This window comes from Microcoleus sp. B6-A1, from assembly GCF_036705085.1.
Taxonomy (GTDB): Bacteria; Cyanobacteriota; Cyanobacteriia; order Cyanobacteriales; family Microcoleaceae; genus Microcoleus.
Window position 1 is genome coordinate 41,740 of sequence record NZ_JAUBTU010000006.1, and the last position, 23,856, is coordinate 65,595.

22 protein-coding genes and 1 tRNA gene are annotated in these 23,856 nt (G+C 45.4%); 4 read left to right on the forward strand and 19 right to left on the reverse strand.

The window, feature by feature from the left end:
• Nucleotides 1–83 precede the first annotated feature (83 nt).
• The 3 genes from QUB11_RS03385 to QUB11_RS03395 are packed head-to-tail and all read left to right on the forward strand — an operon-like array spanning nt 84 to nt 1,444.
• On the forward strand, nt 84–824 hold the full coding sequence (locus tag QUB11_RS03385; protein ID WP_333200364.1) for a pentapeptide repeat-containing protein: 741 nt from the start codon (nt 84–86) through the stop codon (nt 822–824).
• Nucleotides 825–840: 16 nt separating this feature from the next.
• Nucleotides 841–1,095, forward strand: a complete 255-nt coding sequence (locus tag QUB11_RS03390) for a hypothetical protein (RefSeq protein WP_333200362.1) — start codon at nt 841–843, stop codon at nt 1,093–1,095.
• 1 nt (nt 1,096) lies between these two features.
• Nucleotides 1,097–1,444, forward strand: coding sequence for a type II toxin-antitoxin system mRNA interferase toxin, RelE/StbE family (locus QUB11_RS03395; RefSeq protein ID WP_333101930.1), 348 nt, complete (start codon nt 1,097–1,099; stop codon nt 1,442–1,444).
• Between the two features lie 89 nt (nt 1,445–1,533).
• On the opposite strand, the gene urtE is transcribed toward QUB11_RS03395, so the two are convergent.
• From urtE to QUB11_RS03490, 19 genes are all read right to left on the reverse strand, one after another.
• Nucleotides 1,534–2,232, reverse strand: coding sequence for an urea ABC transporter ATP-binding subunit UrtE (gene urtE / locus QUB11_RS03400; RefSeq protein ID WP_333101929.1), 699 nt, complete (start codon nt 2,230–2,232; stop codon nt 1,534–1,536).
• A gap of 102 nt (nt 2,233–2,334) precedes the next feature.
• On the reverse strand, nt 2,335–3,081 hold the full coding sequence (urtD, locus tag QUB11_RS03405; protein ID WP_333389757.1) for an urea ABC transporter ATP-binding protein UrtD: 747 nt from the start codon (nt 3,079–3,081) through the stop codon (nt 2,335–2,337).
• 135 nt (nt 3,082–3,216) lie between these two features.
• Nucleotides 3,217–3,939 (reverse strand): TIGR00266 family protein, encoded by a 723-nt coding sequence (locus QUB11_RS03410; protein ID WP_333389759.1) that lies wholly within the window; start codon nt 3,937–3,939, stop codon nt 3,217–3,219.
• A gap of 292 nt (nt 3,940–4,231) precedes the next feature.
• Entirely contained in the window at nt 4,232–5,374 is a 1,143-nt protein-coding gene (urtC, locus tag QUB11_RS03415) for an urea ABC transporter permease subunit UrtC (RefSeq protein ID WP_333389760.1), read from the reverse strand.
• A gap of 27 nt (nt 5,375–5,401) precedes the next feature.
• Nucleotides 5,402–6,556, reverse strand: a complete 1,155-nt coding sequence (locus QUB11_RS03420) for an ABC transporter permease subunit (RefSeq protein WP_333389762.1) — start codon at nt 6,554–6,556, stop codon at nt 5,402–5,404.
• 291 nt (nt 6,557–6,847) lie between these two features.
• Nucleotides 6,848–8,170 (reverse strand): urea ABC transporter substrate-binding protein, encoded by a 1,323-nt coding sequence (urtA, locus tag QUB11_RS03425; RefSeq protein ID WP_333389764.1) that lies wholly within the window; start codon nt 8,168–8,170, stop codon nt 6,848–6,850.
• A 528-nt stretch (nt 8,171–8,698) separates the two neighbouring features.
• Nucleotides 8,699–8,771 (reverse strand) — tRNA-Ala (locus QUB11_RS03430).
• Nucleotides 8,772–8,891: 120 nt separating this feature from the next.
• Nucleotides 8,892–9,620, reverse strand: coding sequence for an HAD family phosphatase (locus QUB11_RS03435; protein ID WP_333389765.1), 729 nt, complete (start codon nt 9,618–9,620; stop codon nt 8,892–8,894).
• 143 nt (nt 9,621–9,763) lie between these two features.
• Entirely contained in the window at nt 9,764–10,663 is a 900-nt protein-coding gene (locus tag QUB11_RS03440; protein ID WP_333200356.1) for a class I SAM-dependent methyltransferase, read from the reverse strand.
• Nucleotides 10,664–10,925: 262 nt separating this feature from the next.
• Nucleotides 10,926–13,376, reverse strand: coding sequence for an ATP-binding protein (locus QUB11_RS03445; protein ID WP_333256918.1), 2,451 nt, complete (start codon nt 13,374–13,376; stop codon nt 10,926–10,928).
• Nucleotides 13,377–13,773: 397 nt separating this feature from the next.
• Nucleotides 13,774–14,499 (reverse strand): TVP38/TMEM64 family protein, encoded by a 726-nt coding sequence (locus QUB11_RS03450; protein ID WP_333389767.1) that lies wholly within the window; start codon nt 14,497–14,499, stop codon nt 13,774–13,776.
• A 205-nt stretch (nt 14,500–14,704) separates the two neighbouring features.
• Nucleotides 14,705–15,691 carry an arsenosugar biosynthesis radical SAM (seleno)protein ArsS gene (gene arsS, locus QUB11_RS03455; RefSeq protein ID WP_333200350.1) on the reverse strand — a complete coding sequence of 329 codons (987 nt, stop codon included), beginning with the start codon at nt 15,689–15,691 and terminating at the stop codon, nt 14,705–14,707.
• A gap of 425 nt (nt 15,692–16,116) precedes the next feature.
• On the reverse strand, nt 16,117–16,512 hold the full coding sequence (arsC, locus tag QUB11_RS03460; RefSeq protein ID WP_190732266.1) for an arsenate reductase, glutathione/glutaredoxin type: 396 nt from the start codon (nt 16,510–16,512) through the stop codon (nt 16,117–16,119).
• Nucleotides 16,513–16,548: 36 nt separating this feature from the next.
• A complete protein-coding gene (arsH, locus tag QUB11_RS03465) occupies nt 16,549–17,205 on the reverse strand; it encodes an arsenical resistance protein ArsH (RefSeq protein WP_333389769.1) in 657 nt (218 codons plus the stop codon).
• 6 nt (nt 17,206–17,211) lie between these two features.
• Complete coding sequence (arsB, locus tag QUB11_RS03470) at nt 17,212–18,363, reverse strand: ACR3 family arsenite efflux transporter (RefSeq protein WP_333389771.1); 1,152 nt, start codon at nt 18,361–18,363, stop codon at nt 17,212–17,214.
• 37 nt (nt 18,364–18,400) lie between these two features.
• Nucleotides 18,401–19,429 carry a PstS family phosphate ABC transporter substrate-binding protein gene (locus tag QUB11_RS03475; protein ID WP_333389773.1) on the reverse strand — a complete coding sequence of 343 codons (1,029 nt, stop codon included), beginning with the start codon at nt 19,427–19,429 and terminating at the stop codon, nt 18,401–18,403.
• Between the two features lie 116 nt (nt 19,430–19,545).
• A complete protein-coding gene (locus QUB11_RS03480) occupies nt 19,546–19,905 on the reverse strand; it encodes a metalloregulator ArsR/SmtB family transcription factor (RefSeq protein WP_333389775.1) in 360 nt (119 codons plus the stop codon).
• A gap of 97 nt (nt 19,906–20,002) precedes the next feature.
• Nucleotides 20,003–20,257 (reverse strand): hypothetical protein, encoded by a 255-nt coding sequence (locus QUB11_RS03485; RefSeq protein ID WP_333330615.1) that lies wholly within the window; start codon nt 20,255–20,257, stop codon nt 20,003–20,005.
• Between the two features lie 177 nt (nt 20,258–20,434).
• On the reverse strand, nt 20,435–21,109 hold the full coding sequence (locus tag QUB11_RS03490; RefSeq protein WP_333200339.1) for a HEAT repeat domain-containing protein: 675 nt from the start codon (nt 21,107–21,109) through the stop codon (nt 20,435–20,437).
• A 269-nt stretch (nt 21,110–21,378) separates the two neighbouring features.
• Here QUB11_RS03490 and QUB11_RS03495 point away from each other — a divergent pair, with 269 nt between their 5' ends.
• The gene (locus QUB11_RS03495) at nt 21,379–23,838 is read left to right on the forward strand and encodes a CBS domain-containing protein (protein ID WP_333200336.1); all 2,460 of its coding nucleotides are present in this window, start codon (nt 21,379–21,381) and stop codon (nt 23,836–23,838) included.
• Nucleotides 23,839–23,856: the final 18 nt, after the last annotated feature.

Here is a 23,856-nt window from a genome sequence, read left to right on the forward strand (position 1 = left end):
TGAGATTTATTTATCTCAATGTAGGGCGTTCGCTTTTCCGAGTATCATACAAGATCAATAGTATTTTTGCACTCTTGCTGTTTATGAAAAAACTCACAATAATGTCGATCGCCCTAGTAATTTTTGCAGCAACTCTCGAACTGCCGAAGGTGGGGCTGCAACTAAGTGCGATCGGGCAAATAGAAACACCCCAACCAATCCCAACACCCCAATCAATCCCAACACCCCAACCAATCCCAACACCCCAAACAATCCCAACACCCCAACCACAAACACCCCAACAAATCCAAACACCCCAACAAATCCAAACACCCCCAATCCAAACACCCCAACCAAAAGCAAACGACCCCAAAAAGCTCGGCTACGTCTCCCCAGAATTTGCCGAAAATTTCTCCCAGCAACAAATCGACCAAATCAACGCCAACGTCGAAACGCTGCTGCTAACTCAAAGCTGCTCCCGCTGCGACCTCCGAGCCGTAAAATTAGTTAACATTAACTTAAAAAATCCCATCCTTACGGGAGCAGATTTATCAGATGCCAACCTCAGCGGTAGTCGCTTCGAGATCTCAGATTTTGTCAACACCAATCTAGCTCGCACAAACTTAAGCGGAGCCGAATTAGTAGGAGCGAGAATCAGCAACGCTAACCTCAGAAAAGCTAACTTGACAAAGACAAATCTAGACGGTGCAGACCTGCGATTTTCCGACTTGAGAGATGCCAATCTTTCCGATGCCAATCTCCGCAATGCTAATATAGATGGCGCTAGTATCGATCGAGCAAGCATGGCCGGCACAACAATGCCAGACGGCAGGAAAAATAATTAATAATAGAGGTAGTCTTATGTCGCCGATTAAACAACGCCTTCTCGAAGCGATCGAACGGACTCCTGAGCCACTTTTAGAGCAAACGCTGGCATTTCTGGAATTTTTGACCAGTCGGACACAATCCGCGATCGCCCCAGACTTAGACTCAGATTTTGACTCAGATACCGACTCCAACGAGCAAATCCTCGCCGATCTGAAAGCCTCCCTCCACCAAGCCAAAGCGGGACAAACCTTTCCCATATCGGAACTCTGGGACGGTATCAATGTCTGATATGTCAGTCCAAGTCACATTCACGCTACTCTTCAAACGTCGCCTCAAAGGACTCGCTAAAAAGTATCGCCAAATTCAAACCGATATTCAGCCAGTCCTTGATGAGCTTATCCAAGGAAACTTCATAGGAAACCAGATTACAGGGACTCAATACACCGTTTACAAAGTCCGGGCTAAAAACAGTGATTCCCAAGTTGGTAAGAGCGGCGGTTATCGCTTGATTTATCAAGTTGAATCACCGACTCAAGTTGTTTTACACCTGATTTACTCGAAATCAGAACAAGCAAATGTCTCCGCCGAGGAAATCCAAACTGCGATCGCAGAATACCAAGCGAACCCAGACGAATAGGCCATTTTTCCAATCTAAACGCTTGCCCTTCTTGCTCTTTGAGGCGCTCGCTGTCATCGTCAAAATCCGTGTCGTGCCTTCCTTCTAAATCAAACAGCCAAAAACCTCTGAATCACCTCATCACTCAACTCGCTAGTGCTTCCAGAAGCCACAATTCCGCCTTTTTGCATAGCATAATACCAGTCAGCTTGCCGCACAAAATGCAAATGTTGCTCCACCAACAAAACAGAAATTCCCCTAGTAGCAACCACACGGCGCACCGCAGCTTCTATGTCTAAAATAATAGACGGTTGAATCCCCTCCGTAGGCTCATCCAAAACCAGCAACTGCGGCTCACCCATCAAAGCCCTAGCAATAGCTAACTGCTGCTGCTGTCCCCCGCTCAAATCACCTCCGAGGCGATCGAGCATAGTTTTCAAAACCGGAAATAACTCAAAAATTTCATCAGGAACTTCAGGATTTTTGGTTTTGGTTGGTTTCGCTTCCAAACCTAACAAAAGATTTTCTTTTACCGTCAAACGTGGAATAACTTCACGCCCTTGAGGCACATAACCAATGCCTAATCTAGCCCGCTGGTAAGTCAACTTAGAAGCAATAGATTCTCCCCCAAAAGCAATAGTGCCACTGCGGGGTTGCAGCAACCCCATAATCGTTTTTAGCATCGTAGTTTTGCCCACACCATTGCGGCCGATTAAGCAAACCATTTGCCCAGCATTTACGCTTAAATCGACATCGCGCAAAATGTGACTTTCGCCGTAGTAAACATTCAAATTAGAAACTTGTAGCATATTCTTTGGAGTAGTAATGAATAATTGGTAATTGGCAATCGGTAATCGACAACAGTCAACTAACTAATGACTAATGACTAATGACTAATGACTAATGACTTCTTACTCTTCAGGTTTGCCCAAATATACCTCAATTACCCGATCGTCATTTTGCACCTCATCCATAGTCCCCTCACACAAAACCGCACCCTGATGCAACACCGTCACCTGCCGCGCAATTTGCCGCACAAACTCCATATCGTGTTCAATTACCAACACCGAATGACTTTCGGCCAGCGAAATTAGCAACTCTCCAGTTAACATCGTTTCCTCATCCGTCAAACCCGCCACAGGTTCATCTACCAACAACAAATCAGGAGATTGAGCCACCAACATTCCAATTTCCAACCATTGCTTTTCCCCGTGAGAAAGCAAACCCGCCGAAATATCAGCCTTAGCAACTAAACCAATTGTTTCTAACAAACCCGCAACCGTGCGTTTTTCAGCAGCCGAAGCAGGCTTGAACAAAGTCGAAAAAACATTTTTATGGCGGCTGCAAGACAATTCCAAATTTTCGCGTGGCGTTAAATTCAAGTAAACTCGCGGCGTCTGAAACTTGCGACCAATTCCCAATCGCGAAATCCTATCTTCCGACAAGTTGCGTAAATTTTGTCCCTTAAATAACACCCTGCCCTCTGTCGGCTGCACCTTCCCGGTAATTGAATCGAGAAAAGTTGTTTTACCCGCACCATTGGGGCCAATTATAACTCGCAGTTCGCCCGCATCCATACTAAAATTTAAACCGTTGATGGCTTTAAAACCATCAAAACTCACAGTCAAGTTTTCTATTTCTAATACTTTTCCATTCATAATTAACAATTCACTCACTAATGGACAACAACCCATACCTGTTGTAGGTGCGGAAGGCAAATATCCTCCCTTATTAAGCAGATTTTATCCGCTTCTGTGACACGATCATTACTACTTTTTGCTGAATGTTTACTCTCAAGAAAAACTGCTAGAACTGCTCGACACTGGAGGTGGAGAAGCTGCCATAATTCGCTCAGCTAACTTCGAGAGGGGCAGACTTTGCAAATACACTTTTCCAGGCCCGGTTAGCTTGACTAAAAACAAGCCTTCGCCGCCAAATAGAGCATTTTTAAACCCGCCCACAAACTGAATATCGTAATCTACAGTCGGCGCAAAAGCTACCAAACAACCAGTGTCCGCTCGCAACACTTCGCCAACTCCCAAATTTTTCTCAACTATTGTTCCTCCCGCATGAACAAAAGCTAGCCCGTCACCCTGCAATTTTTGCAGAATAAAACCTTCTCCGCCAAAGAAACCGGCACCGAGCCGCTTGGTGAATGCTACCTCAATGTCAATGCCATTTGCCGCACAGAGGAAGGAGTCTTTTTGACACAAAAATTTACCGCCAAGTTGGCCTAAATCAAGGGGAATTACTTTACCCGGATAGGGGGCAGCAAAAGCTACGCGGGCTTTACGATTTCCGGCGTTGACAAAGGTGGTAATGAAAAAACCAGCTCCTGTCAGCATTCGTTTGAAACCTTGAAATAAGCCGCCGCCTGTGGATGTTTGCATTTGGATGTCGCCTTCCATGTATGTCATGGTTCCAGCTTCAGCCCTGACACCTTCTCTGGGGTCGAGTTCAATCTCGATGAGTTGCAAATCGTCGCCGTAGATTTTGTAGTCAATAATATCTGCCATATGTTGTCCCTCAAGTTAAAGAACGAAGCTACTTGCTACGGATATCTATAGCAATCCTCGCATCATTTGTGAATTTATTACTCCCTCCCCTTGATAAGGGGAGGGTTGGGGTGGGGTAAAAAATTTACGACTCCTGCAAGGATTGCTATAAGTAGGTGTACATATATATTACGTTTCCTCAGACAGAGATAAACGCAGCTTTTGCCAAGTCTATTGCGATTGCTTTGTTTGTCTGTTGTAGGTGACATTTATTTATGTCATCCTCCTTCTAAATTACACGATATTTTTGCACTCAATGTTCAAGTTCTTCTTTTTCGAGCTGCACTTGGGGGTCTTGTTCCAGGCTGGGGTAAGTAGATACGTACTTCGGTTTTCTGAACAGGGCGCGGATTTGGTGGAAACTTTGATCTTGCAGCCATCCGACTATGCCGTCGGGCAGGACTGTTACTACTATTAAGAATAGCGCACCTTGGAAAAATAGCCACACTTCGGGGAATTGTTCGCTCAAGAAACTCTTGCCAAAGTTGACTAGCAGCGCTCCCAGTATTGCTCCAGATAATGTGGCGCGACCTCCCACTGCGACCCAGATTACCATTTCAATTGAAAAGGCAATATCCATTGCTTTTGGCGAAATAATTCCGGTTTGTACGGTAAATAATGCGCCTGCAATCCCGGCTAAACCGGCGGAAATTGCAAAGACTAAAACTTTGTAGCCTGTGGGATTGTAACCTGAGAAACGCAGCCGCACTTCGTCGTCGCGAATGGCTACTAACAGGCGGCCGAAACGCCCGCTGGTCAGCCATCGACACAGGGCGTAAGTTGCTGCTAGAAATAGTATGGTGAGAATGTAGAAAATATATTGAGTATCTCGGTCATTTACTGTGGCTCCGAACAAGGTCTTAAAGTCGGTGAGTCCGTTGGTTCCGTTAATCAGTTTTTGCTGACCGTTAAAGAAGTTGAAAAATACAATGGTTGCTGCTTGGGTGAGAATTGAAAAGTAAACGCCTCGAATTCGATTGCGGAATACTAAATAACCCAAAAGTGCGCCCAATATAGCGGGGATGAGAACTACTACTAATGCTGAGAAGGGAAATGAATAAAATGGTTGCCAAAACCAGGGGAGTTCGGTAACGCCGTAGAGGTTCATAAATTCTGGCAATTGACTGCTGGCGGTTGGGGGAATTTGCAATTTTAGGTGCATGGCGAAGGCGTAGCCGCCGATCGCAAAAAACACCCCATGCCCTAAACTAAGTAAACCTGTGTATCCCCAAATCAAGTCTATGCCGAGGGCGGCAATTGCTAGTGCTAAAAATCGCCCTAATTGATTGAGCCGAACGTCTGGGAGTATTCCTGGCAGGAGTAAGATGAATGTGAGGGCGATCGCGCTGACAATTATCGCTTCTTTTAGCCAGGGTTTTTGATGTTTGTTCTGCATTTTTCGCTACACTCGCAGTTGTAATTTTTAATTTTCTACCGTCCGCCCTTTTTGCGGGAAAATCCCTCCCGGCTTCACTTGCAGAAAAGCCATAATTAAGGCGAATACCATTACTTTTGCCATGCTGGTTGTGGCGAAAAATGTGAAGAAGTCGGCTAAAGGCTTGACAGGAGCGAAGATTAATGCTAAAGTTCCCGATCCAATCAGGTAATTTGCAGTGCCGATCGCGATCGCAGCAACTACACTCCCCACAATCTTGCCGACACCGCCCACAACCACCACCATAAACGTATCGACTATATAATTTTGTCCAGTATTTGACCCTACCGAACCAATCAAACTAATCGCGCACCCAGCGACACCAGCCAACCCCGAACCCAAAGCAAAAGTCAGCGCGTCTACTTGTTCGGTAGGAATACCCAAACACGCACTCATGCTGCGATTTTGTGTCACGGATCTAATCCGCAATCCCCACACAGACTTTTGCAAAAATAGGTAAATTCCCGCCAAACAAATTCCTGTCAGCACAATAATAAAAATTCGGGCGTAGGGCAACTGAAAATTGCCCAGCGGTATGCCACCGCGCAACCATCTCGGTGCAGTTACGTCCACATTTTGAGCGCCAAACCAAGGTTGAGTTACTGCCAGTTTGTAAGTTTGCCCTAAAAAGGCGCTCACCGCCCAGGAAATACCCAAAGATAAAGGCAAAATTATGGCGATAATTTTGCTGCGAATGCGATCGAAATCCAGGCGCGATTTCAGCACCCGCAAACCGCCAAAAAACAGCAAACAAAACACCGCAATCCCAATTACCAGCACCCAACTAACGCTGCGGACAAACTGCTGCAAAATTAAACTTACGCCCCAAGTGGCCAGCAGAGTTTCTAGCGGCCGCCCGTAAAGATAGCGAATCACTCCGCGTTCGAGAATTAATCCTACCAGTGCAGCTACTAAAAAAGCTAAGGGAATCGCAAATAAAATATAGGTTTCAAAAGCAAATCCTCCCATACCTTTGAAGACATTTTGCACCACGAAAGTTGTATAAGCCCCCAGCATCATCAACTCGCCATGAGCCATATTAATCACGCCCATCAGCCCGAAAATAATGGCTAATCCCAGGGCTGCAATTAGTAAAACTGCGCCGATGCTAAGGCCGTTAAATAAACCATCTAATATCGCCAATTTTGTTCCTCCTGCATCAAGTCGGTTAACTTTGTTCGCGGATAATTAGGGGCGGATTTTACCCCGTTGGTGTCAACTTAAGCGTCAATTTTTTTATAAATTATGCTTAGAGTGAGTATCTCGATACCCCTAAATCTCCCTTAATCAGGGGCACTTTGAAGATTCCAGTTCCCCCTGATTAAGGGGAGTAGGGGTGACGCAAGAACGCTCTTTTCCCCCCCTTATTAAGGGGGGCTAGGGGGGATCGAAGATACGTTGCCAACGTTAAAAAAAAATGGTATTACCTACTTATCAAGCTTTGAATTTGCCACCTTTTGCGGGGTCTGACCAATCGCAAGCAAAGCCTTTTGTTTCAGCAACAAATTGATTCCAAGGCACCGGCTTCACTGCTTCTGGTGTAGCAAAAGCGATGTTAAACAAACCGTCGTCTCTCACTTCGCCCAACCGCACAAATTTAGAAAGGTGATGGTTAACATCCATCGTTACTGTGCCCCCTGGCGCGTCAAAGGTTTGACCCAAAGCTGCTGCCCGCACTTTTTCCAAATCGTCGGCTGTCCCTGCTTTTTCGACGGCTTGCTTCCATAGGTAAACCATGATGTAAGCTGCTTCCATCGGGTCATTGGTCACTCTATCTTTGCCGTATTTGGCCTTGAAAGCTTCCACAAATTTTGTATTAGCCGCAGAGTCTACAGTCATGAAGTAATTCCAGGCGGCGTAATGGCCTTTAAGATATTCTACGCCGATCGCCTTTACTTCTTCTTCCGCAATACTGACCGACATAGACGGATATTTGTCCGGCCCCAAACCTGCACCCTGCAACTGTTTGAAAAATGCTACGTTGCTGTCGCCGTTGAGAGAATTGAAAATGACGCCGCCGTCTGGCAAAGCTGCCTTAATTTTAGTGATAATTGGCGTGACTTCTGTCCCGCCCAAAGGAATGTAATCTTCCCCAACTAATTCGCCGCCTTTGGCTGCTAGCTGTGCCTTGATAATGGTATTTGCAGTGCGGGGGAAAACGTAGTCAGACCCGACTAAGAAGAATTTTTTCCCTTTATTTTCTAGCAGCCAGTCAACTGCTGGTTCGATTTGTTGGTTCGGCGCCGCCCCGGTATAAAAGATGTTCTTGGAACACTCTTGACCCTCGTATTGTACGGGATACCAGAGCATATGATTTTTTTCTTCAAATACCGGCAATACTGCTTTGCGACTGGCGGAAGTCCAGCAGCCGAAGACGGTGACAACTTTATCTTGGTCGATCAATTTTTTGGCTTTTTCGGCAAAAGTCGGCCAGTCTGAGTTGCCATCTTCTATTACTGCTTCAATTTGTTTTCCGAGGACACCCCCAGCTTTATTAATTTCTTCGATCGCTAATTGTTCGGCATCGACAACGCTTTTTTCGCTGATTGACATCGTGCCGCTCAAGGAATGCAAAATTCCTACTTTGATCGTGTTTCCGCCCCCGGCTGCTGCTGGTGTTCCTGTTGAAGTTGGAGAAGGAGAAGCGGCTGGAGTTGCTGTTGGGGTGGGAGTTCTACAAGCTTTTAGAAATAAACTGGATGTTAGGGTAGCAGAACCGTATAAAAGGAATTTCCGTCGATCGAATCGCTTTGTCATTTTTTCTTGTTACTCTTGAACAGATGAGTCTGATGATTGAGAATAATAACACATAGCGACTTGATATTAAGACTCGCTTCAGAATACTGTTGTATTTTTAGATACAAAATTTATGATAAGTTGACAAAATGAAACTTTTCTGGGGATTGATGGCTACTGCTGCAAAAACTGGGCGGATACCATTTTAGATTTAAGATTGAGTGATGACATAAGGCTTTGGAGTTTACCTACCGTTGCATTCTTTTCTGAAACCGGGTTTAGACACCAAAATACGTCTTTTCAGCAATTAGTGTGTAATTAGAAACCGGGTTTCTTTACATAAATTATCTTATTGATGCTACGAGTTAGGCAGCAACCGGGTCGATCGCACACTCATAGAAAGCGGGTTTCTCGCTCTCGACCAGTTATTGATGCTAAAACTTAGGCAGCAACCGGGTCGATCGCACACTCATAGGCGAGTATCAAAGCAGGTGACGATCGCACTTCGCTTTGAGTACGATCGTCACCTGTAGTAATGCCCCTGATTTATGGAGAATAGCGGACTCGAACCGCTGGCCTCTGCGGTGCGATCGCAGCGCTCTACCAACTGAGCTAATTCCCCTGATTGAGTTTTAATTTAGCATTTTAGATGCCGGATTGCCGAATCTAAAAGGCTTACAGGTTTTGCTGGCTCTCACGTTCGCAGACCGTCACTTACACTAGCACGTAACTGCTAAAAACGTCAAGTGTTTTCTGCAGCCGGCTCAGGGGGGGCGATCGAGCAAAGTGCCGCCACTCTATCCAACTCTAAATCAGCAAAATAGTCCACCGTCCAATTAGCTTGGCGCTGGATCATGTGAAACGGGTAAGTGTGAGTCACACCCGCAACCTGAATCCCCGCTTTTTTCGCCGCTTCAATCCCCGCAAAAGTATCTTCTATCGCCAAACACTCGATCGGTTGCAGGTTAAAGTCGGGATATTTCTGGTTGAGAAGTTCCACAGCCAATAGATAGCCGTCGGGTGCTGGTTTGCTCGCCCTCAAGTCGTCGCCTGCAACAATTAACTCAAATTTTGCTGCCAAACCTGCCCGATCTAACACCAATTCTATATCCGATCGCATGGCCCCGCTAACTACGGCCATTTTCAGTCCGGCGACCCGAATTTTGTCAATAAATTCTGCCAAACCGGGATAAATCGGCAGTTTCTCCAAAGTATCTATTTGAGCTTTGTAAGCTTCGGCCTTGCGCCGCAGCAGTCGATCGAGATATGTTTCTGTTAGATATCGTCCTCGGCGCTTGAGCAGTTCGGTAATGCAAGCGCGATCGCTCCTTCCCAAACAAACTTCTCGAAACTCCCCACGTTTGAGCTGGAGATTTTCATCGAGCATCAATTGATCGATTATTTTCTCGTGAATTGGCTCATCATTAACAATCACGCCATTAAAATCAAATAAAACTGCTTTTAGAGTCATTAGTCATTAGTCATTAGTCATTAGTCATTAATCATCAGTCATTAGCAAGTTAGTAGGGGCGGGTTTTACCAACCATCTCAACCTAAAACTAACCATCTATGAAACCCGCCCCCAAAGGGCGAAAAATACACCTCAACAATAAATCAAGCCGGAGCTGGAATGCCCGGTAAATCGCCATCAACATCAGGAGTTCGATCGCCCCAATTCCACCCCCTCGCCACCTTTGCCTGTTCCAAATCTTCCCCAGGCAAAGGTTTCACGCCCTGCGTCACCTGATTCACCCACCAGTGTTCGTGAGTTTGCACCGCCGCGAATCCTGCCGCCCCCACCCAAGCATCAAGGCTGCCAGCCGCGTAAGACTTAATATAAGGCTCTTCAAAGATATCAGTCAGCCACTCTGTTTGCCGCAAAGTTTTTTGGTTTCCGTCCAAAATTGCCACTTGTCCCCCAACCTTCAGCAGTCGGAAGCTTTCTCGCAAAATTGCCCGCGATACAGCAGGTGGTGTCTCGTGAAACAGCAAGGAAGCTGCGACTAAATCGAAGCTAGCATCGCCAAAGGCAACGCTTTCGGCATTTCCGTGCAACCACTGGATATTTAAGCCGGCTTTTTGCGCTTTCATTTCGGCAACTACCAGCATATAAGGCGACAAGTCCAGCCCGACAACTTGCGCTTCGGGAAAGGCTTGCTTGAGCATGAGCGTTGTCGAACCGGTGCCGCATCCCAAATCGATGATTCGGCGCGGTTTCACCCGCACAGCGTCAATTAAGCCTTGCCTGACGACTGTTTCGTGGGGAGGCAAAACATATTGCGTGATGGGATCGTAGGAAACGGCGGCACTGGGGTTGAGGTAGCCGCGTTTAATGCCGTGAAAGTTTTGGCTGCTGTAATATTCGGGATAAACTAAATCGGGTTGTCGGTAGCGATCGCCCGCTGTTTCCCAGTCGATACCTTCGTAGAGTCGTTTCAGTGCTTCTTCGTCGATCGCTAGTCGCATCAGGGGCGACAAAAAGCGCTCGAAAATTGTATCCTTGCCAACAGCCATAAAACACCTTTAACAAAAACTCTTCTAATTTTAGCCAACGGGCGTAAATTTAGCATTAATTAAAACTTTTTGTCCCCTCCAACATCTTCCCTCGAACCTCTATCCCTTACCTCGGTTACAAACTCCCAGGGCTTCCATTCCCACTTCCTCCTGATACCAGCTTCCAAAAATAATGCAACTAGAGATAATATCCAAAACCTTGTATTATCAGTCATTCCCAAATTGAAAATCTAAAATCTAAAATCTAAACTCTAAAATAGTCTTACTTTCCGTTACTAATAGGAATTTTGACCAAAAATTCCGTGCCACCGCCCGGAGGTTGAGAAATTGTGATGCTGCCGCCGTGTCCATCCACTACAATTTTGTAGCTAATTGCTAATCCCAAACCAGTGCCTTTGCCCACCTCTTTAGTCGTAAAAAATGGGTTAAAAATTTGATCTTTAACGCTGTCGGGAATGCCGGGGCCGTTGTCGGCGATCGCCACTTTCAGAAATTTACCGCCATGTTCGCGAACTACTCCCGTGGAAATAGTAATAATTTTATCCAGGCGATCGATCTCGTTCAAAGCATCGATCGCATTACTCAGCAAGTTCATAAACACCTGATTAAGCTGAGAGGGATAGCACTCAACTGAAGGCACTTTTCCGTATTTCTTGACTATATAAATTCTATTTTTAATGCGGTTGGAGAGCAACAGCAAGGTATTTTCTATACCTTCGTGAATGTCCGCTTGCTTTTTGTCAGATTCATCAAGGCGAGAAAAGTTACGCAAAGAAAGAACTATGCTGCGAATGCGTTCGGTTCCTATTTTCATAGAATCCAATATATGCGGCAAATCTTCCTCGATAAATTCTAACTCGATTTCTTCGGTAAAATCTGCGATTTCCTGGGGAACCTCTGGGAAGGATTCTTTGTATAAACTCACCAATTCTAATAAATCTTTAGTATATTTGCTGGTGTGAGGCAAATTAGCCGAAATGAAGTTAACGGGGTTGTTGATTTCGTGCGCTATCCCGGCTACCATTTGACCTAGGGATGACATTTTTTCGCTCTGCACTAAATGAGTTTGAGTTTTTTTCAGTTCATTTAAGGCGCTATTAAGCAGTTTTACTTGGTCTTGGGTTTGACTGTAAAGGTGAGCTTGAGTAATGGCGATCGCCAATTGGTCTGCTACAGCTTTTAATAGTTGGATTTCCTCTCTGCTCCAAAGCCAATGAGTAGCGTGGCTACAAATTAAATAACCCTGCGGCTGGTTCTGAGTCTGGACAGGTACGGCTAAATAGCTATTAGCTTTAAGTTCCTGCGGTTGAGTTACACCCTTCGCCGAAGTGTCGCTCGAAAGAATAATTGGCTCGCCTTGACCACTCTGTACTTGCACATTTCCGACAAAGTAATGAGCAAAGTTTATGGTTTGTATCGGAGAATCAGATTGGCAACATTCCCATAGAATTTGTAACATTTTTTCTTTTGGTTTGTACCACCCAAAAGCCGCGCTTTCTAGGTGCAGCAAACTTACTATTTCTTCGACTGTGCTTTGCACAATCTTGTCTAATTCCAGGGAAGCGCGAATGCGTCCAGCAATCCGGTTGAGCATGGCTTCTCGCTCCGCTTGAGCGCGATTATTTTCGGAGGAGTAAATTAGCCAAATTGCTGCTAGCATTGCCGGGACGAGCAGTCCGGCGACTACGGATGTCAGCAAATTTAATGCTTGCAGTTTGGATTCAATATTTTCGCGGGGAATTACTAAAGCCATCGACCAGTTAACTTCCTTGAGTGGAGCATAGGCCACATACACCCATTTGTTATCTATTTTTACCAGTTCGATGTTCGTCTGGCGGTCGATCATCTGCCGCGCAATTGTGGAGAGTGCGGGGTCTTTTGACTGTAAAAAGCTTGGGGCCTCCCGGTCGATATTTCCGATTAAGTTATTGTTGGGATGAACAATTGGCACTCCTTGTGAATTGAGCGCAAAAGCATAACTTTCGGAACCGTACAGTAAGCTGTTAGCGACAGATGTTACTCGGTCTAATTTAATGCTGCCCGATAGGACTCCAATTACTTGATTGGGAGCGGGAGGTAAGGCCCAAATAGGAGCTGAAATAATAATCGTAGAAACTTTTGTACTGCGGCCGATCAGCGGGTCGGAAACGTTGAGCTGTCCGGCCATTGCTTTTTGAAAGTGTTGGCGGTCTTTGCTGTTCGCGCGGTTGCCTAGAGTATTGATAAATGAGCCGTCGGGTTGAATTAATGACAGGATGAAATACTCTTTTAACCTGTATATTTCTCCTTGCAACCGGGGTTCGACTAATTGCCAATTGAGAGTGCCAACCGTAGGATCGTAAGCAATGGTTTCTATTTCTGCTTTGCGGCTGCTTAGCCAGCGGTCGATTTCATCGGTGCCTTTTTCTAGTTTTAATAGTGCTATTTGCTTTAAATTGTCAAGGATTAGTCCGCGTACAAAAAAATAGCTGATGCAAGCTGTTGTGCTAATGGTTAAAGCGGTGGTACCCAGAATTAGCAGGGTCAGCAAATGGCGGCGCTGCCGTCTGTGTTGCCAAAGACTATGCACTTGCTGCCACCGCGATTGAGCAGAAGTGCTGATGTTTTGCCAAAAGCGGCGCAGCTTTTTTGTTTGTGGCGGCGGCGCAGACACAGATCCGGCTTGATTTGCTGGGTTTTGCATCATCAAATGTTCCCTCAGAGTCAACTTCATCAAACGGTCTTCGTCATTCCGCAGAATTAATATCAGGCAAGTAGTGAGACCAGTTTAAGAAAAGAATGCAACTGTAGCCAAGATTCAAACCCTGGTAGTCATCAGTCATTCGCAATCTAAAATTTAAAATTTAAAATGGTAGGACTTACATTCCTGACTGCAAACAATTTTTCTTATGGTTGGGCGCTCGCCTTCTATTTTGGCATCAATTTTATATTTCGACCTTCGGTTTACCTATTTGAGGTTTGTGCTTTACGATATCTTTAATATCTATCTCGTTTGTATAACAAAATAATTGTAAATAACACAGAGAAACTACGGAGTTTTTTAGATTAGCAATGTATTATAATGTCTGAGCGAAACTCTATTGACAATTTTATCAATTTGTGCTTATGTTTCAGGAGGAAATTTTTTCGTCTAAAGCTTTTTTACCCAAGCGGGTTGCATAAACGGTGAGGGCGATCGTTGCTAGCAAACCAATGCCGTAAAGAGTCCACTCAGCAGCAGTGCGCGATCGCCCGCTAGATCCAAGTGCAGCCAAACTCCCGGCCAGGGAACCGATATAAACATACATCACAGTTCCGGGAATCATGCCGATCCAAGATGCCAAAAAATAATCTTTTAGAGATACCTGGGTGACTCCAAAAGCATAGTTAAGCAAATTAAACGGAAAAATGGGAGAAAGCCGCGTCAAAAGCACTATTTTCCATCCTTCAGAGGCAACTGCGGAGTCGATCGCCTTAAATTGTTGATTGCCCTCTATCTGTTTGGAAACCCAGTCGCGAGTTAAATACCGCCCTACCAAAAAAGCGCAAGTTGCGCCTAAAACCGATCCGATGGAAACACAAACCGAACCGCCAACGACTCCAAACAAAACGCCAGAACCGAGAGTCAGCAAAGAACCGGGGATAAATAGAACTGTTGCGACAATGTAAATTAGAATAAAAGCTGCCGGGCCCCAAGGGCCGAGACTCGCGATCGACTCCAGGGCATTTTTCAGAATTCCTTGGAAGTTGAAAAACTTAGTCGCCACAATCAAAGCCACAACTAAACCAATCCCTAAAATCAGTTTCCACCTATTTGATGGCGGCGGATTTTCATCGGGCGATCGCGAGTCATTCATTACCTAAACTCTCCACTCTCAATAATATGGGCATGGGGCATTGGGCCCAAAAGCATGGGGAATCGGGAATCGGGAATCGGGAATCGGGCCCAAGAGCATAGTTTCTTCCTTCTTCCTTCTTCCTTCTTCTTTCTTCCGACGGACATCGGACTGACATCCGTTACATCCGTCGAGCGAATCCGTTGCCGAACTTCCTTCTTCCTTCTCAAATCAAAGTACCGCCACAGCTAGAACCGCAACCTGCCGTACAGCCGTAACAATAAGCAGCTGTTTGCACCTCTTGAATCACATCTAAACTGCCAGATTCGAGCAATTTAGCAACAGTTATCTTTTCCCCGCTGCCAGTTTTCGCCGGCAGATTTTCCATTTGGTTAAAATCGCAGTCGTAGACATTGCCCAAATAGTCGATCGACAATTCGTTACGGCACATTAAATGTTCCAGAGTACCGGGATTAAAATTATCCTCCAAAAACCCCAGATAAGGCTTGTGAAGTTTCTTATGTTCCAAATGAAACTTAGTCCGTCCCACCGGCAAATTAGTAATCGCGAACAATTGATTAAAACAAATCCCAAAATGTTCGGCTAAATAAACCTTGTAATCTTGCTCTAACTTGCCTTGTTCCGGTGTTAGCGAAAACTTGTCTGTTGCCGGCACTTGTGGATTGTACACCAAATCCAGAATTAAATTTGAGTTTTTCCCGTATCCCAACTGATTTAGCCTTTGCAGCGCCCGAATCGAACTGTCAAAAACACCGTTGCCGCGCATTTTGTCCACATTGTCAGCTTGGTAGCAGGGAAGCGACGCCACAATTCTGAGTTGGTGCTGCGCGCAATATTCGGGAATATCTTCAAAACCTTTTTCAAAGTAAATCGTCAAGTTAGAACGAACAATTACCTCTTTACCTGCCCCCCTGGCAGCTTCCGCTAGCGGCTTAAAACCGTAAAGCATTTCGGGAGCACCGCCGGTGAGGTCAACAGTTTCAATTTGAGGAAAGCGGCGAATGATTTCAATTAATTGGTCGCAAATTTCCGGGGAAAGTTCTTCTGTTCGTGTTGGGCTAGCTTCAACGTGGCAGTGAGTGCAAGCGAGGTTGCAGCGTTTGCCGAGATTTATTTGTAAAACTGTAATCTGCTTTTTAGTTAAAGCTGAGTGAATTTTGTTTTTGAAAGGCGTGACTGCTGTCTGAATCATGTGCTAAACTTTTTAGTCTCTGCTCGCAACGGATTTAGAGGCGTTCCGGCGGAACGCCTCTCATAATTTAGCACTAATTCTTTGGATGCGAAAGCGACAAATTTTAACGGGTCGCTACAAAGTTAATTGAAACTCACATCTTGCACCATTCTTAGAAACAGGCAAGATGCCTGTTCCACAGGAGATTAATTTTCTTGTGGAACAGGCATCTTGCCTGTTCAGAAAAGCCTTATTGACAATACTACAACTCAGTTAAAGCTGACATCTTACACCATTCTCAATAACAGGCAAGATGCCTGTTCCACAAAAGAGGAATTTTGTTGTTGTGGAACAGGCATCTTGCCTGTTCAGAAAAGGCTTATTGACAATACTGCAAGAGCTGAGTTAAAACCGACAAGGCAAGAATTCTAATTTTGACACTAATCTTACTTTAGAGAGTCAACTAATGTTTCAACTCGTGCTTTAATTTCATCTCGAACGCGGTGAAAAGTTTCGATGGGTTGTCCGTCGGGATCGTCGAGTTGCCAATCTTCAAACACTTCTCGCAATACCCACGCTTCGGGTAAATTAACGCCGCAGCCGCACAAAGAAATTACTGCATCGTAGTCTTCTGCATTGAATTCGTTTAATGGGTTGGATGTTTGATCGGTGATATCAATGCCGATTTCTGACATGACTTGAATTGCTGTCGGATGAACTCTGCTTGATTCTAAACCGGAACTGGTGACTCCAATCTTGCCGGCTCCGATGGTTTTAGCGAATCCTTCTGCCATTTGCGATCTGCAGGAGTTTCTTTTGCAAACAAACATTACTTTTTTCATGGTTTTTGTTGGTTGTTAGTTGTTAGTTGGTGGTTGTTAGTTAGATGTTTCAAGGGCGCGATTTGCTAGTGCGATCGCCTCTTTAGCTGCTTGTTCCTTGCGTTCGCTGTAGCGATCGGTCAAATAGTCGGCTTGCTCCCGCAACAGCAAGGTAAACTTGTACAGTTCCTCCATTACGTCGATCGCGCGATCGCGATAAGGCGAATCCTTCATCGTCCCATCTTCATTAAATTCCTGATAAGCCTTAGCAACCGAAGACTGATTCGGAATCGTAAACATCCGCATCCAGCGGCCCAAAATTCTCAAAGTATTCACAGCATTAAAAGACTGGGAACCGCCGCTGACTTGCATCACCGCCAAAGTTCGACCTTGAGTTGGTCTGACAGCCCCAATATTTAAAGGAATCCAGTCAATTTGATTTTTCATAATGCCAGTAATATTACCGTGCATTTCTGGACTAGACCACACTTGACCCTCCGACCATAGGCTCAATTCCCGCAATTCCTGAACCTTCGGATGCGTATCGGGAACGCTACCATAAATCGGCAATTCTAGAGGATTAAAAAACCTAACCTCTGCACCGAAATCCTCAATAATTCGAGCCGACTCTTCCGCCAACAAGCGGCTGTAAGAACGCTCTCTTAACGAGCCGTATAAAAAGAGAATTCGAGGTGTATGAGTAAATTTGTTCATGAGATTCTAGCAATGGGAATTGGGAAGACAACGAGGGTCTCGCAGCGAGGCAGTTTCTGGTTTTCGCGGAAACCAAAATGCTGTTCGCTTGCAGAATTCTACTAACATTAACATCACTGGAACCTCAATTAAAACACCGACAACTGTAGCCAAGGCTGCACCTGAGTTTAAGCCAAACAGCATCACAGCCGTAGCAATCGCTACCTCAAAATGATTGCTGGCCCCAATCAGCGCGGCCGGTGCTGAATCTTCGTAGCACAGGTTTAGTTTTAAAGCTGCTACATAAGAAATCAGGAAAATGAAGTTTGTCTGGATAAACAGAGGCACAGCAATTAAAAGAATATGCAGAGGATTGTTGACAATCAACTCTCCTTTGAAGGCAAACAAAAGAATTAGCGTAATCAAAAGGGCTGCCGTAGCAACTGGACTCAGATATTGCATAAACTCTCGTTCAAACCATTCTCGCCCTTTATGTTTAAAAATCCAGAAACGGCTATACATTCCGGCGGCTAAGGGCAAACCGACATAAATCAATACAGACAATACTATTGTCTGCCAAGGAACAACTAAATCATTGGCTGCTAACAGCCATCTGCCTAATGGTGCATATAAAAACAGCATTGCTAGGGAATTAACGGCAACCATAACGAGGGTATGTCCTTGATTCCCGTAGGAGAGATATCCCCACATTAAAACCATCGCAGTACAAGGGGCAATTCCTAATAATATTGTACCCGCAATGTAGGAACTAGCGATGGAGACTTCACTGCCCCGAATTATTTCGGTGCCGGTAATGAGGGGGCGAAATAGCCAACCTAAGAAAAACTGAGAAAAGGCTACCATTGTCAATGGTTTTATGAGCCAGTTGACGACTAATGTTAAAATCACTGGTTTGGGCGTTCGCGCTGCATTAGCTGCCTGAGTAAAGTCAATTTTTACCATGATGGGATACATCATAAAAAATAGACAAATGGCAATAGGAATTGACACCTGATAAACGCTCAGATTATCAAGGGTGACGGCGACGCTGGGGAATAATTTACCGAGAATAATACCGGCTAAAATGCAAAGAAATACCCAAAGGGTGAGGTATCTTTCAAAAAAACTGAGCTTGCTTCCTGCTTGGACAGGTGAGTTAGTTGCTTGAGGATGGTTCATTTTAGTTAACTGGTAAGTGAAAATTCATGAGAAAAACTCAAAATTTAGCCTGCTGTCGCAATAACTCGCCAATAGTCAAGTCAAGCTGAGCTTGACCACCAAAAACTGTGCCCACCTTCCCATTGTAGAAGTGCTGATAAATTAGTTGATAGCCTTCTTTTGGTAAAGGAATATAACCCACAGAACTAACTAAGGTCGGAGCTTTTTTCATGTAGAATTCTACAAAGTTGCGTAGTTCTACTTTATTTTGAGCCGAGTTGTAGTTGACATAGATAAATAGAGGTCGTGCCAGGGGCTGATACTGAGCTTTTTCTACAGTTTCGCGGGATGGCAACACTGCTCCTTTGCCTCGGTCAATACCTACAGCTTTCAATTGACTTTGGTTGTCTTCGTAATACGACAATCCAAAGTAACCTAAAGCATTTTCGTCTTTAATAACTCCTTGCACTAAAACTTGGTCGTCTTCACTAGCTGTATAGTCGGTACGGCTGGCTTTCGCAGTACCTACTGTTGCCTCTGTGAAATAGTCAAATGTACCGGAATCTTTGCCTGCACCGTAAAGGGTTATAGGTCGATTTGGCCAATTAGGTCTAATCTGATTCCATCGGGTAATTTTTCCTTGGGCGGCGGGTTCCCAAAGTTTTTTTAGTTCGGCTACAGTAATGTCTTTTATCCAGTTATTTTTGGGATTGACTACTACTGTGAGCGCGTCAAATGCGACAGGTAATTCGTAGTAGCGGATGCCTGCTTTGTTGCAGGCTTCCATTTCCCCTTGGCTGATGGGGCGCGAGGCGTTGCTGATGTCAGTTTCGCCAGCACAAAACTTTCTAAATCCTCCACCTGTACCGGAGAATTCAACAGTAATTGATGCTTTTTTGGGATTGGTATTTTGATATTCTTTCGCGATCGCATCCGTAATTGGATACACAGTGCTGGAACCGTCTATTTTAATGCTTTGCGATTCTGGCGACTGGACTTGTCCGCAGGAGTTGAGAAGCCCGATCGCACCTATGGTCAAAGCAATTATACTTAGTGCGAAAACCTTGGGCTTTTCTGCTGGGTTCATTGACCTCACCCAATGCCATAACTAAGGGGTACACTGGAATCATATCAATAAAATTTGATATGTCAAGTATGAGGGAAGACAAACAGGCAATAAACACATTAAGAAATGTTGATGGGTTAATCTGCGTCAGAACAGGGGCGCGCCGGCAGGATCTGGCTGAAGCGGCGGTATTCGGCGAGGTACTGTTCGAGGGCGACAAACTGAGCTAAATTGAGGCTGTAGTAAATCCAGCGGCCTTCTTGGCGACTGCGGACTAAACTGGCTTCTTTTAGGGTTTTGAGGTGGAAAGAGAGTTTAGGCTGAGGGACAGAAAGTCGATCGCACAATTCGCAAACGCACAACTCCTGTTCCCGCAGCAACTCCAGAATCTGAATCCGCAGGGGGTCAGAAAGAGCGTGAAAGCCTGCAGAGACAAGTTTTTCCGAAATCTGTCGCTGTGAAATGCGATCGGGCGCAGCCGTAGAATTTTTAAGCATCAATTATTTAGAAAACATCCATACAAAACATCATAGTTTCTCAAGCTTCATCCCAGAAAATCAGTGCATTCAGAATCGACAGATCCTTCGGACTTGATTACTTCGGAGTCTGTACCCGGGCCGGCACATCAGTGAGTCCGGCCTTTTGCATCAGCGAAATCACCCCTATAGATAGAATTCCCCCAATGATGGCCCCAACAACTACCAGGATGATAAAGACTTTTTGCAGAGTTTTTTTAGTTGCCGGGTGGTACTGTTTCGGCAATGCTTCACCTTGCTCGTCAACTTCTTGCTCCAAGGGGTCTAGCGGATTGGAGGGATTTGAGTTAAAGGGATTGGGCGCTTGATTCATGGTTAGTTTGGGTTAAAGGAGATCGACAACTATTTTAACTTGCGATTTAGCCTCGCAGCTTAAATAATACATTCGGGTTTTACTGAATACTCTATAAATTTTATTAAGATTGCTAACATACGGATTAACCCGGTTTATTGAATAAACCGGGTTTTTTAACATACTAAAAGTTTTATGTCACGCTTCTGCTTTCGACAAGCGATCGAGAGAAATTGTTGCCGCTTGAGATACTTGAGAATTGCTATCTTTTTCTAAATATTTCAAAGCCGAAACGCTCTTAACACTCGGCAAATTGCCCAAAGCTTCAGCCAGCCTCTGGCGAATCAGCCAATCTTCCGACTGAGCAAAATTGAGGATGCGATCAATCGCCCCAAGATCTTTAATTTCCCCCAAAGCCGAAATTGCCGCCTGCTGGATCACCACTTGCTCGCTGTCGAGAGCTTTTAGCAGCACATCGCGGGCCCGGGGATCTTTGAGATTTCCCAGAGAAACAGCAGCACTGAAGCGCACCAGCCATTGAGTATCTTCGTAAAAAGCCCGCACCAAAGCATCAAAAGCTCTGATATCTTCGAGATAGCCCAAAGCACCCGCAGCGTCAGCGCGAATGCCGTAATCCGGGTCAGTTTCTAGCAATTTGACTAGAATAGGATAGCACTCTGCTGTCGGTTTGACCCCGAGAGCAAACACAGCCATCGATCGCACCTGCAAACTTTCGTCGTTCAACACCTTTTTAATCAAAGGCACCGCCTCTGCAGCAGGCACGTTCCGCAAGTTGGCCAAAGCCACCATTCGATCGGCTGAATTTTGGCTTTCTAACTTGGCTGCAATTTGCTCTAAGCTTAAAGTTGTCATTATGGATAAATCTTGTAGTAAAACTTTACATTCGGGTTATTTTGATTATAGGGGAGTCTCAGGGGAAAAGCAGGCAGTAAAAACCGCCCTGCGAATTTGAGATGAGTAAGATTGCGGATTAGTGAGACGATTAATCTAAAGCTCAGATTGCGTGGAAATAATCAATGAGAAAGTTTATTATTTAAATCCCAAGCACAGGCGAGGTGTTTCTGCCGTTCCCTAAGGCTTTGCCCGATAGTTAGCCGCCCTCTGACAACCTGCCATCCACTATGCCGTTCTACCACCCGCCCTTTTACTCCTCAGCCTTAGAACAAGCGATCGATCGCTACCCCCTCACTGCCGGGCCAGAAACTTCCTTAGCAGTGGCGATCGCCCTGATGAGTCAGTTGCAAAACAGTTGTCCCCTCGTCAAAACACCTGTACCCTCAGACCGGGGGGGGATGACCGAAACATCCACGCCGGAAAAGGTGCGGGCCCGCTGCGTGTTCGTCGTGCAGAACCAGCAGACTATTACCACAGGCAACTTATCCGACAACCCCAGCCGCGGACTGTTAATCGGCATATTAACTCCCGCCGACCTAGTGAGGCTGATAGCTTCTGGCACAATAGACAACCAGCACAAAGTAGCCCTGCACAAAATACCAATTTCCGAAGTGATGTCCCCGGTGTCGGTTTCCCTCACAGAATCCGATGACCAAGACGTGTTTACCGCCTTATCCTTATTTCGCCAGCACAAGATTCGCTATTTGCCGATCGTCAATCAATTTCGCCACTTGCTAGGAGTGCTGACACGGGAAAGAATTCGCCAAGTATTGCAGCCTTCAAACATTCTTAAATTGCGGCGGGTAGCAGAATTAATGACTACGCCAATTACAGCGCCTCACACCGCCTCGCTGCTGAGCATAACCGAACTGATGTCAGAGCATCAAGTCAGTTGCGTAGTGATTACAAAAAACAAAGAATTAACAATGGAGAAGCCCAAAGATGACTATACCTCCATTTTTCACTATTCCTTTCACCAACCCCTGGGAATAATTACCGAATATGACCTGGTGCAGGCACAGTTTCTCGAACTAAATTTCCAGCAAACCCCAGCTCAAAAAGTCATGAGAACTCCCCTGCAATTTCTTCAACCTTCCGATTCCCTATGGACGGCGCACAAAGAAATGCAGCAGCAACAAGTGCAGCGGTTGGTCGTGTGCGGGGGGCGGGGAGAACTGTTGGGAATTATTACTCAGACCAGCTTGCTCAGAGTCCTCGACCCCACCGAAATGTACCGAGTTGTCAAACAGTTGCAGCAGTCGGTTTATCAACTGCAAGCCGAAAAAGTGGAACTGCTGCAAAGCCGCAACGCCAAACTGGAACAGCAGGTGCGGGAACGGACTGCAAAACTCCACGAACAATTGCAGCGCGATCGGCTGTTAAATCACATTTCCTTGCGGATTCACCAATCATTAAACCTGGAAGAAATTCTCAACGCCAGTGTCGATGAAGTTCGCCAAGTTTTGCAAGCTGACCGAGTAGCAATCCTGCATTTAGAGTCCAGCAATTACGGCATTATAGTGGCAGAATCCGTTGCCGAAAATTGGCCTTCAATCTTAGGAGAAATCATGCCGGATAATATTTGGCAAGAATCTGCTTCGGTGATAGAACAGGAAATTTATGCCGTCCCCGACATCGACCAAGCCTGTTTGCTCGCCGAAAAATATGCGCGGTTCCAGCAAGCGCAAATCAAAGCTTATTTGATTGTACCAATTTTGCAAGACGGCAATTTGTGGGGGATGATGTGTGTCCATCAGTGTTCCCAATCCCGTCAGTGGCAACCTTCGGAAGTGGATTTGCTGCTGCAACTGGCAACTCAAATCGCGATCGCCATTCAGCAAGCCCAACTCTATCAGCAAGTCCAAAATCTCAACACCGACCTCGAACGCCAAGTCCAAGAACGCACGGCCGAGTTGCAGCAAAAAGTTCACGAACTCCAGCATTTAAACGTCCTCAAAGATGAATTTCTCAGCACAGTTTCTCACGAACTGCGGACGCCTTTAGCTAATATAAAAATGGCTATTCATATGTTGAGAATTTCTCCCACACTAGAGCGACGCCAGATTTATCTAGAAATTTTAGAAACAGAATGTACTAGAGAAACAGATTTGATTAATGCTTTGCTAGATTTGCAGCGGCTCGAAGCCGCAACTTGTCCGATCGACCTCGAACCAGTAAACTTAGAAGTCTGGCTGCCTACTATTATCGACCCGTTTTACACCCGGGCCCACGACCGCCACCAGGATTTGCGAGTAGAGTGCGACCGGCATCTCCCCACGATCAGTTCCAACCGCGCTAGTTTGGGACGAATTTTAGCCGAACTCCTCAACAATGCCTGCAAATATACGGCTAATGACGGCGAAATTTCTCTGAAAGTCGAGTGCAAAAACGGCGATGGCGAACAAGGAGGACAAAGGACAAATTCGCGACAAGCAAGTGCTGTGGCTTCAGAAATCCAATTTACACTCAGCAATCAATCGTCGATTTCCATAGAGGAATTGCCTCGAATTTTTGAGAAATTTTATCGAGTTCCCAACGCCGATCCTTGGAAACAAGGAGGTACAGGTTTGGGTTTAGCTTTGGTTCAAAAACTTGTGGAACAGTTGCAGGGAAAAATTGAGGTTGAAAGCAGGAATGGCTGGACTAATTTTATAGTCACATTTCCTACCAACCCGGATGGAAATTAGCCCGCCCTCAGTCAATTT

Excerpts from the sequence above, each read along its gene's own strand:
- QUB11_RS03450 (WP_333389767.1), bottom strand. The coding sequence starts at position 14,499 with ATGAATGACTCGCGATCGCCCGATGAAAATCCGCCGCCATCAAATAGG.
- QUB11_RS03410 (WP_333389759.1), bottom strand. The coding sequence starts at position 3,939 with ATGGCAGATATTATTGACTACAAAATCTACGGCGACGATTTGCAACTC.
- arsB (WP_333389771.1), bottom strand. The coding sequence starts at position 18,363 with ATGAACCATCCTCAAGCAACTAACTCACCTGTCCAAGCAGGAAGCAAG.
- QUB11_RS03445 (WP_333256918.1), bottom strand. The coding sequence starts at position 13,376 with ATGAAGTTGACTCTGAGGGAACATTTGATGATGCAAAACCCAGCAAAT.
- urtC (WP_333389760.1), bottom strand. The coding sequence starts at position 5,374 with ATGCAGAACAAACATCAAAAACCCTGGCTAAAAGAAGCGATAATTGTC.
- urtA (WP_333389764.1), bottom strand. The coding sequence starts at position 8,170 with ATGACAAAGCGATTCGATCGACGGAAATTCCTTTTATACGGTTCTGCT.
- QUB11_RS03490 (WP_333200339.1), bottom strand. The coding sequence starts at position 21,109 with ATGACAACTTTAAGCTTAGAGCAAATTGCAGCCAAGTTAGAAAGCCAA.
- urtE (WP_333101929.1), bottom strand. The coding sequence starts at position 2,232 with ATGCTACAAGTTTCTAATTTGAATGTTTACTACGGCGAAAGTCACATT.
- QUB11_RS03475 (WP_333389773.1), bottom strand. The coding sequence starts at position 19,429 with ATGAACCCAGCAGAAAAGCCCAAGGTTTTCGCACTAAGTATAATTGCT.
- QUB11_RS03435 (WP_333389765.1), bottom strand. The coding sequence starts at position 9,620 with ATGACTCTAAAAGCAGTTTTATTTGATTTTAATGGCGTGATTGTTAAT.
- arsS (WP_333200350.1), bottom strand. The coding sequence starts at position 15,691 with ATGATTCAGACAGCAGTCACGCCTTTCAAAAACAAAATTCACTCAGCT.
- arsC (WP_190732266.1), bottom strand. The coding sequence starts at position 16,512 with ATGAAAAAAGTAATGTTTGTTTGCAAAAGAAACTCCTGCAGATCGCAA.
- QUB11_RS03480 (WP_333389775.1), bottom strand. The coding sequence starts at position 19,905 with ATGCTTAAAAATTCTACGGCTGCGCCCGATCGCATTTCACAGCGACAG.
- QUB11_RS03390 (WP_333200362.1), top strand. The coding sequence starts at position 841 with ATGTCGCCGATTAAACAACGCCTTCTCGAAGCGATCGAACGGACTCCT.
- QUB11_RS03495 (WP_333200336.1), top strand. The coding sequence starts at position 21,379 with ATGCCGTTCTACCACCCGCCCTTTTACTCCTCAGCCTTAGAACAAGCG.
- urtD (WP_333389757.1), bottom strand. The coding sequence starts at position 3,081 with ATGAATGGAAAAGTATTAGAAATAGAAAACTTGACTGTGAGTTTTGAT.
- arsH (WP_333389769.1), bottom strand. The coding sequence starts at position 17,205 with ATGAACAAATTTACTCATACACCTCGAATTCTCTTTTTATACGGCTCG.
- QUB11_RS03395 (WP_333101930.1), top strand. The coding sequence starts at position 1,097 with ATGTCAGTCCAAGTCACATTCACGCTACTCTTCAAACGTCGCCTCAAA.
- QUB11_RS03440 (WP_333200356.1), bottom strand. The coding sequence starts at position 10,663 with ATGGCTGTTGGCAAGGATACAATTTTCGAGCGCTTTTTGTCGCCCCTG.
- QUB11_RS03485 (WP_333330615.1), bottom strand. The coding sequence starts at position 20,257 with ATGAATCAAGCGCCCAATCCCTTTAACTCAAATCCCTCCAATCCGCTA.
- QUB11_RS03385 (WP_333200364.1), top strand. The coding sequence starts at position 84 with ATGAAAAAACTCACAATAATGTCGATCGCCCTAGTAATTTTTGCAGCA.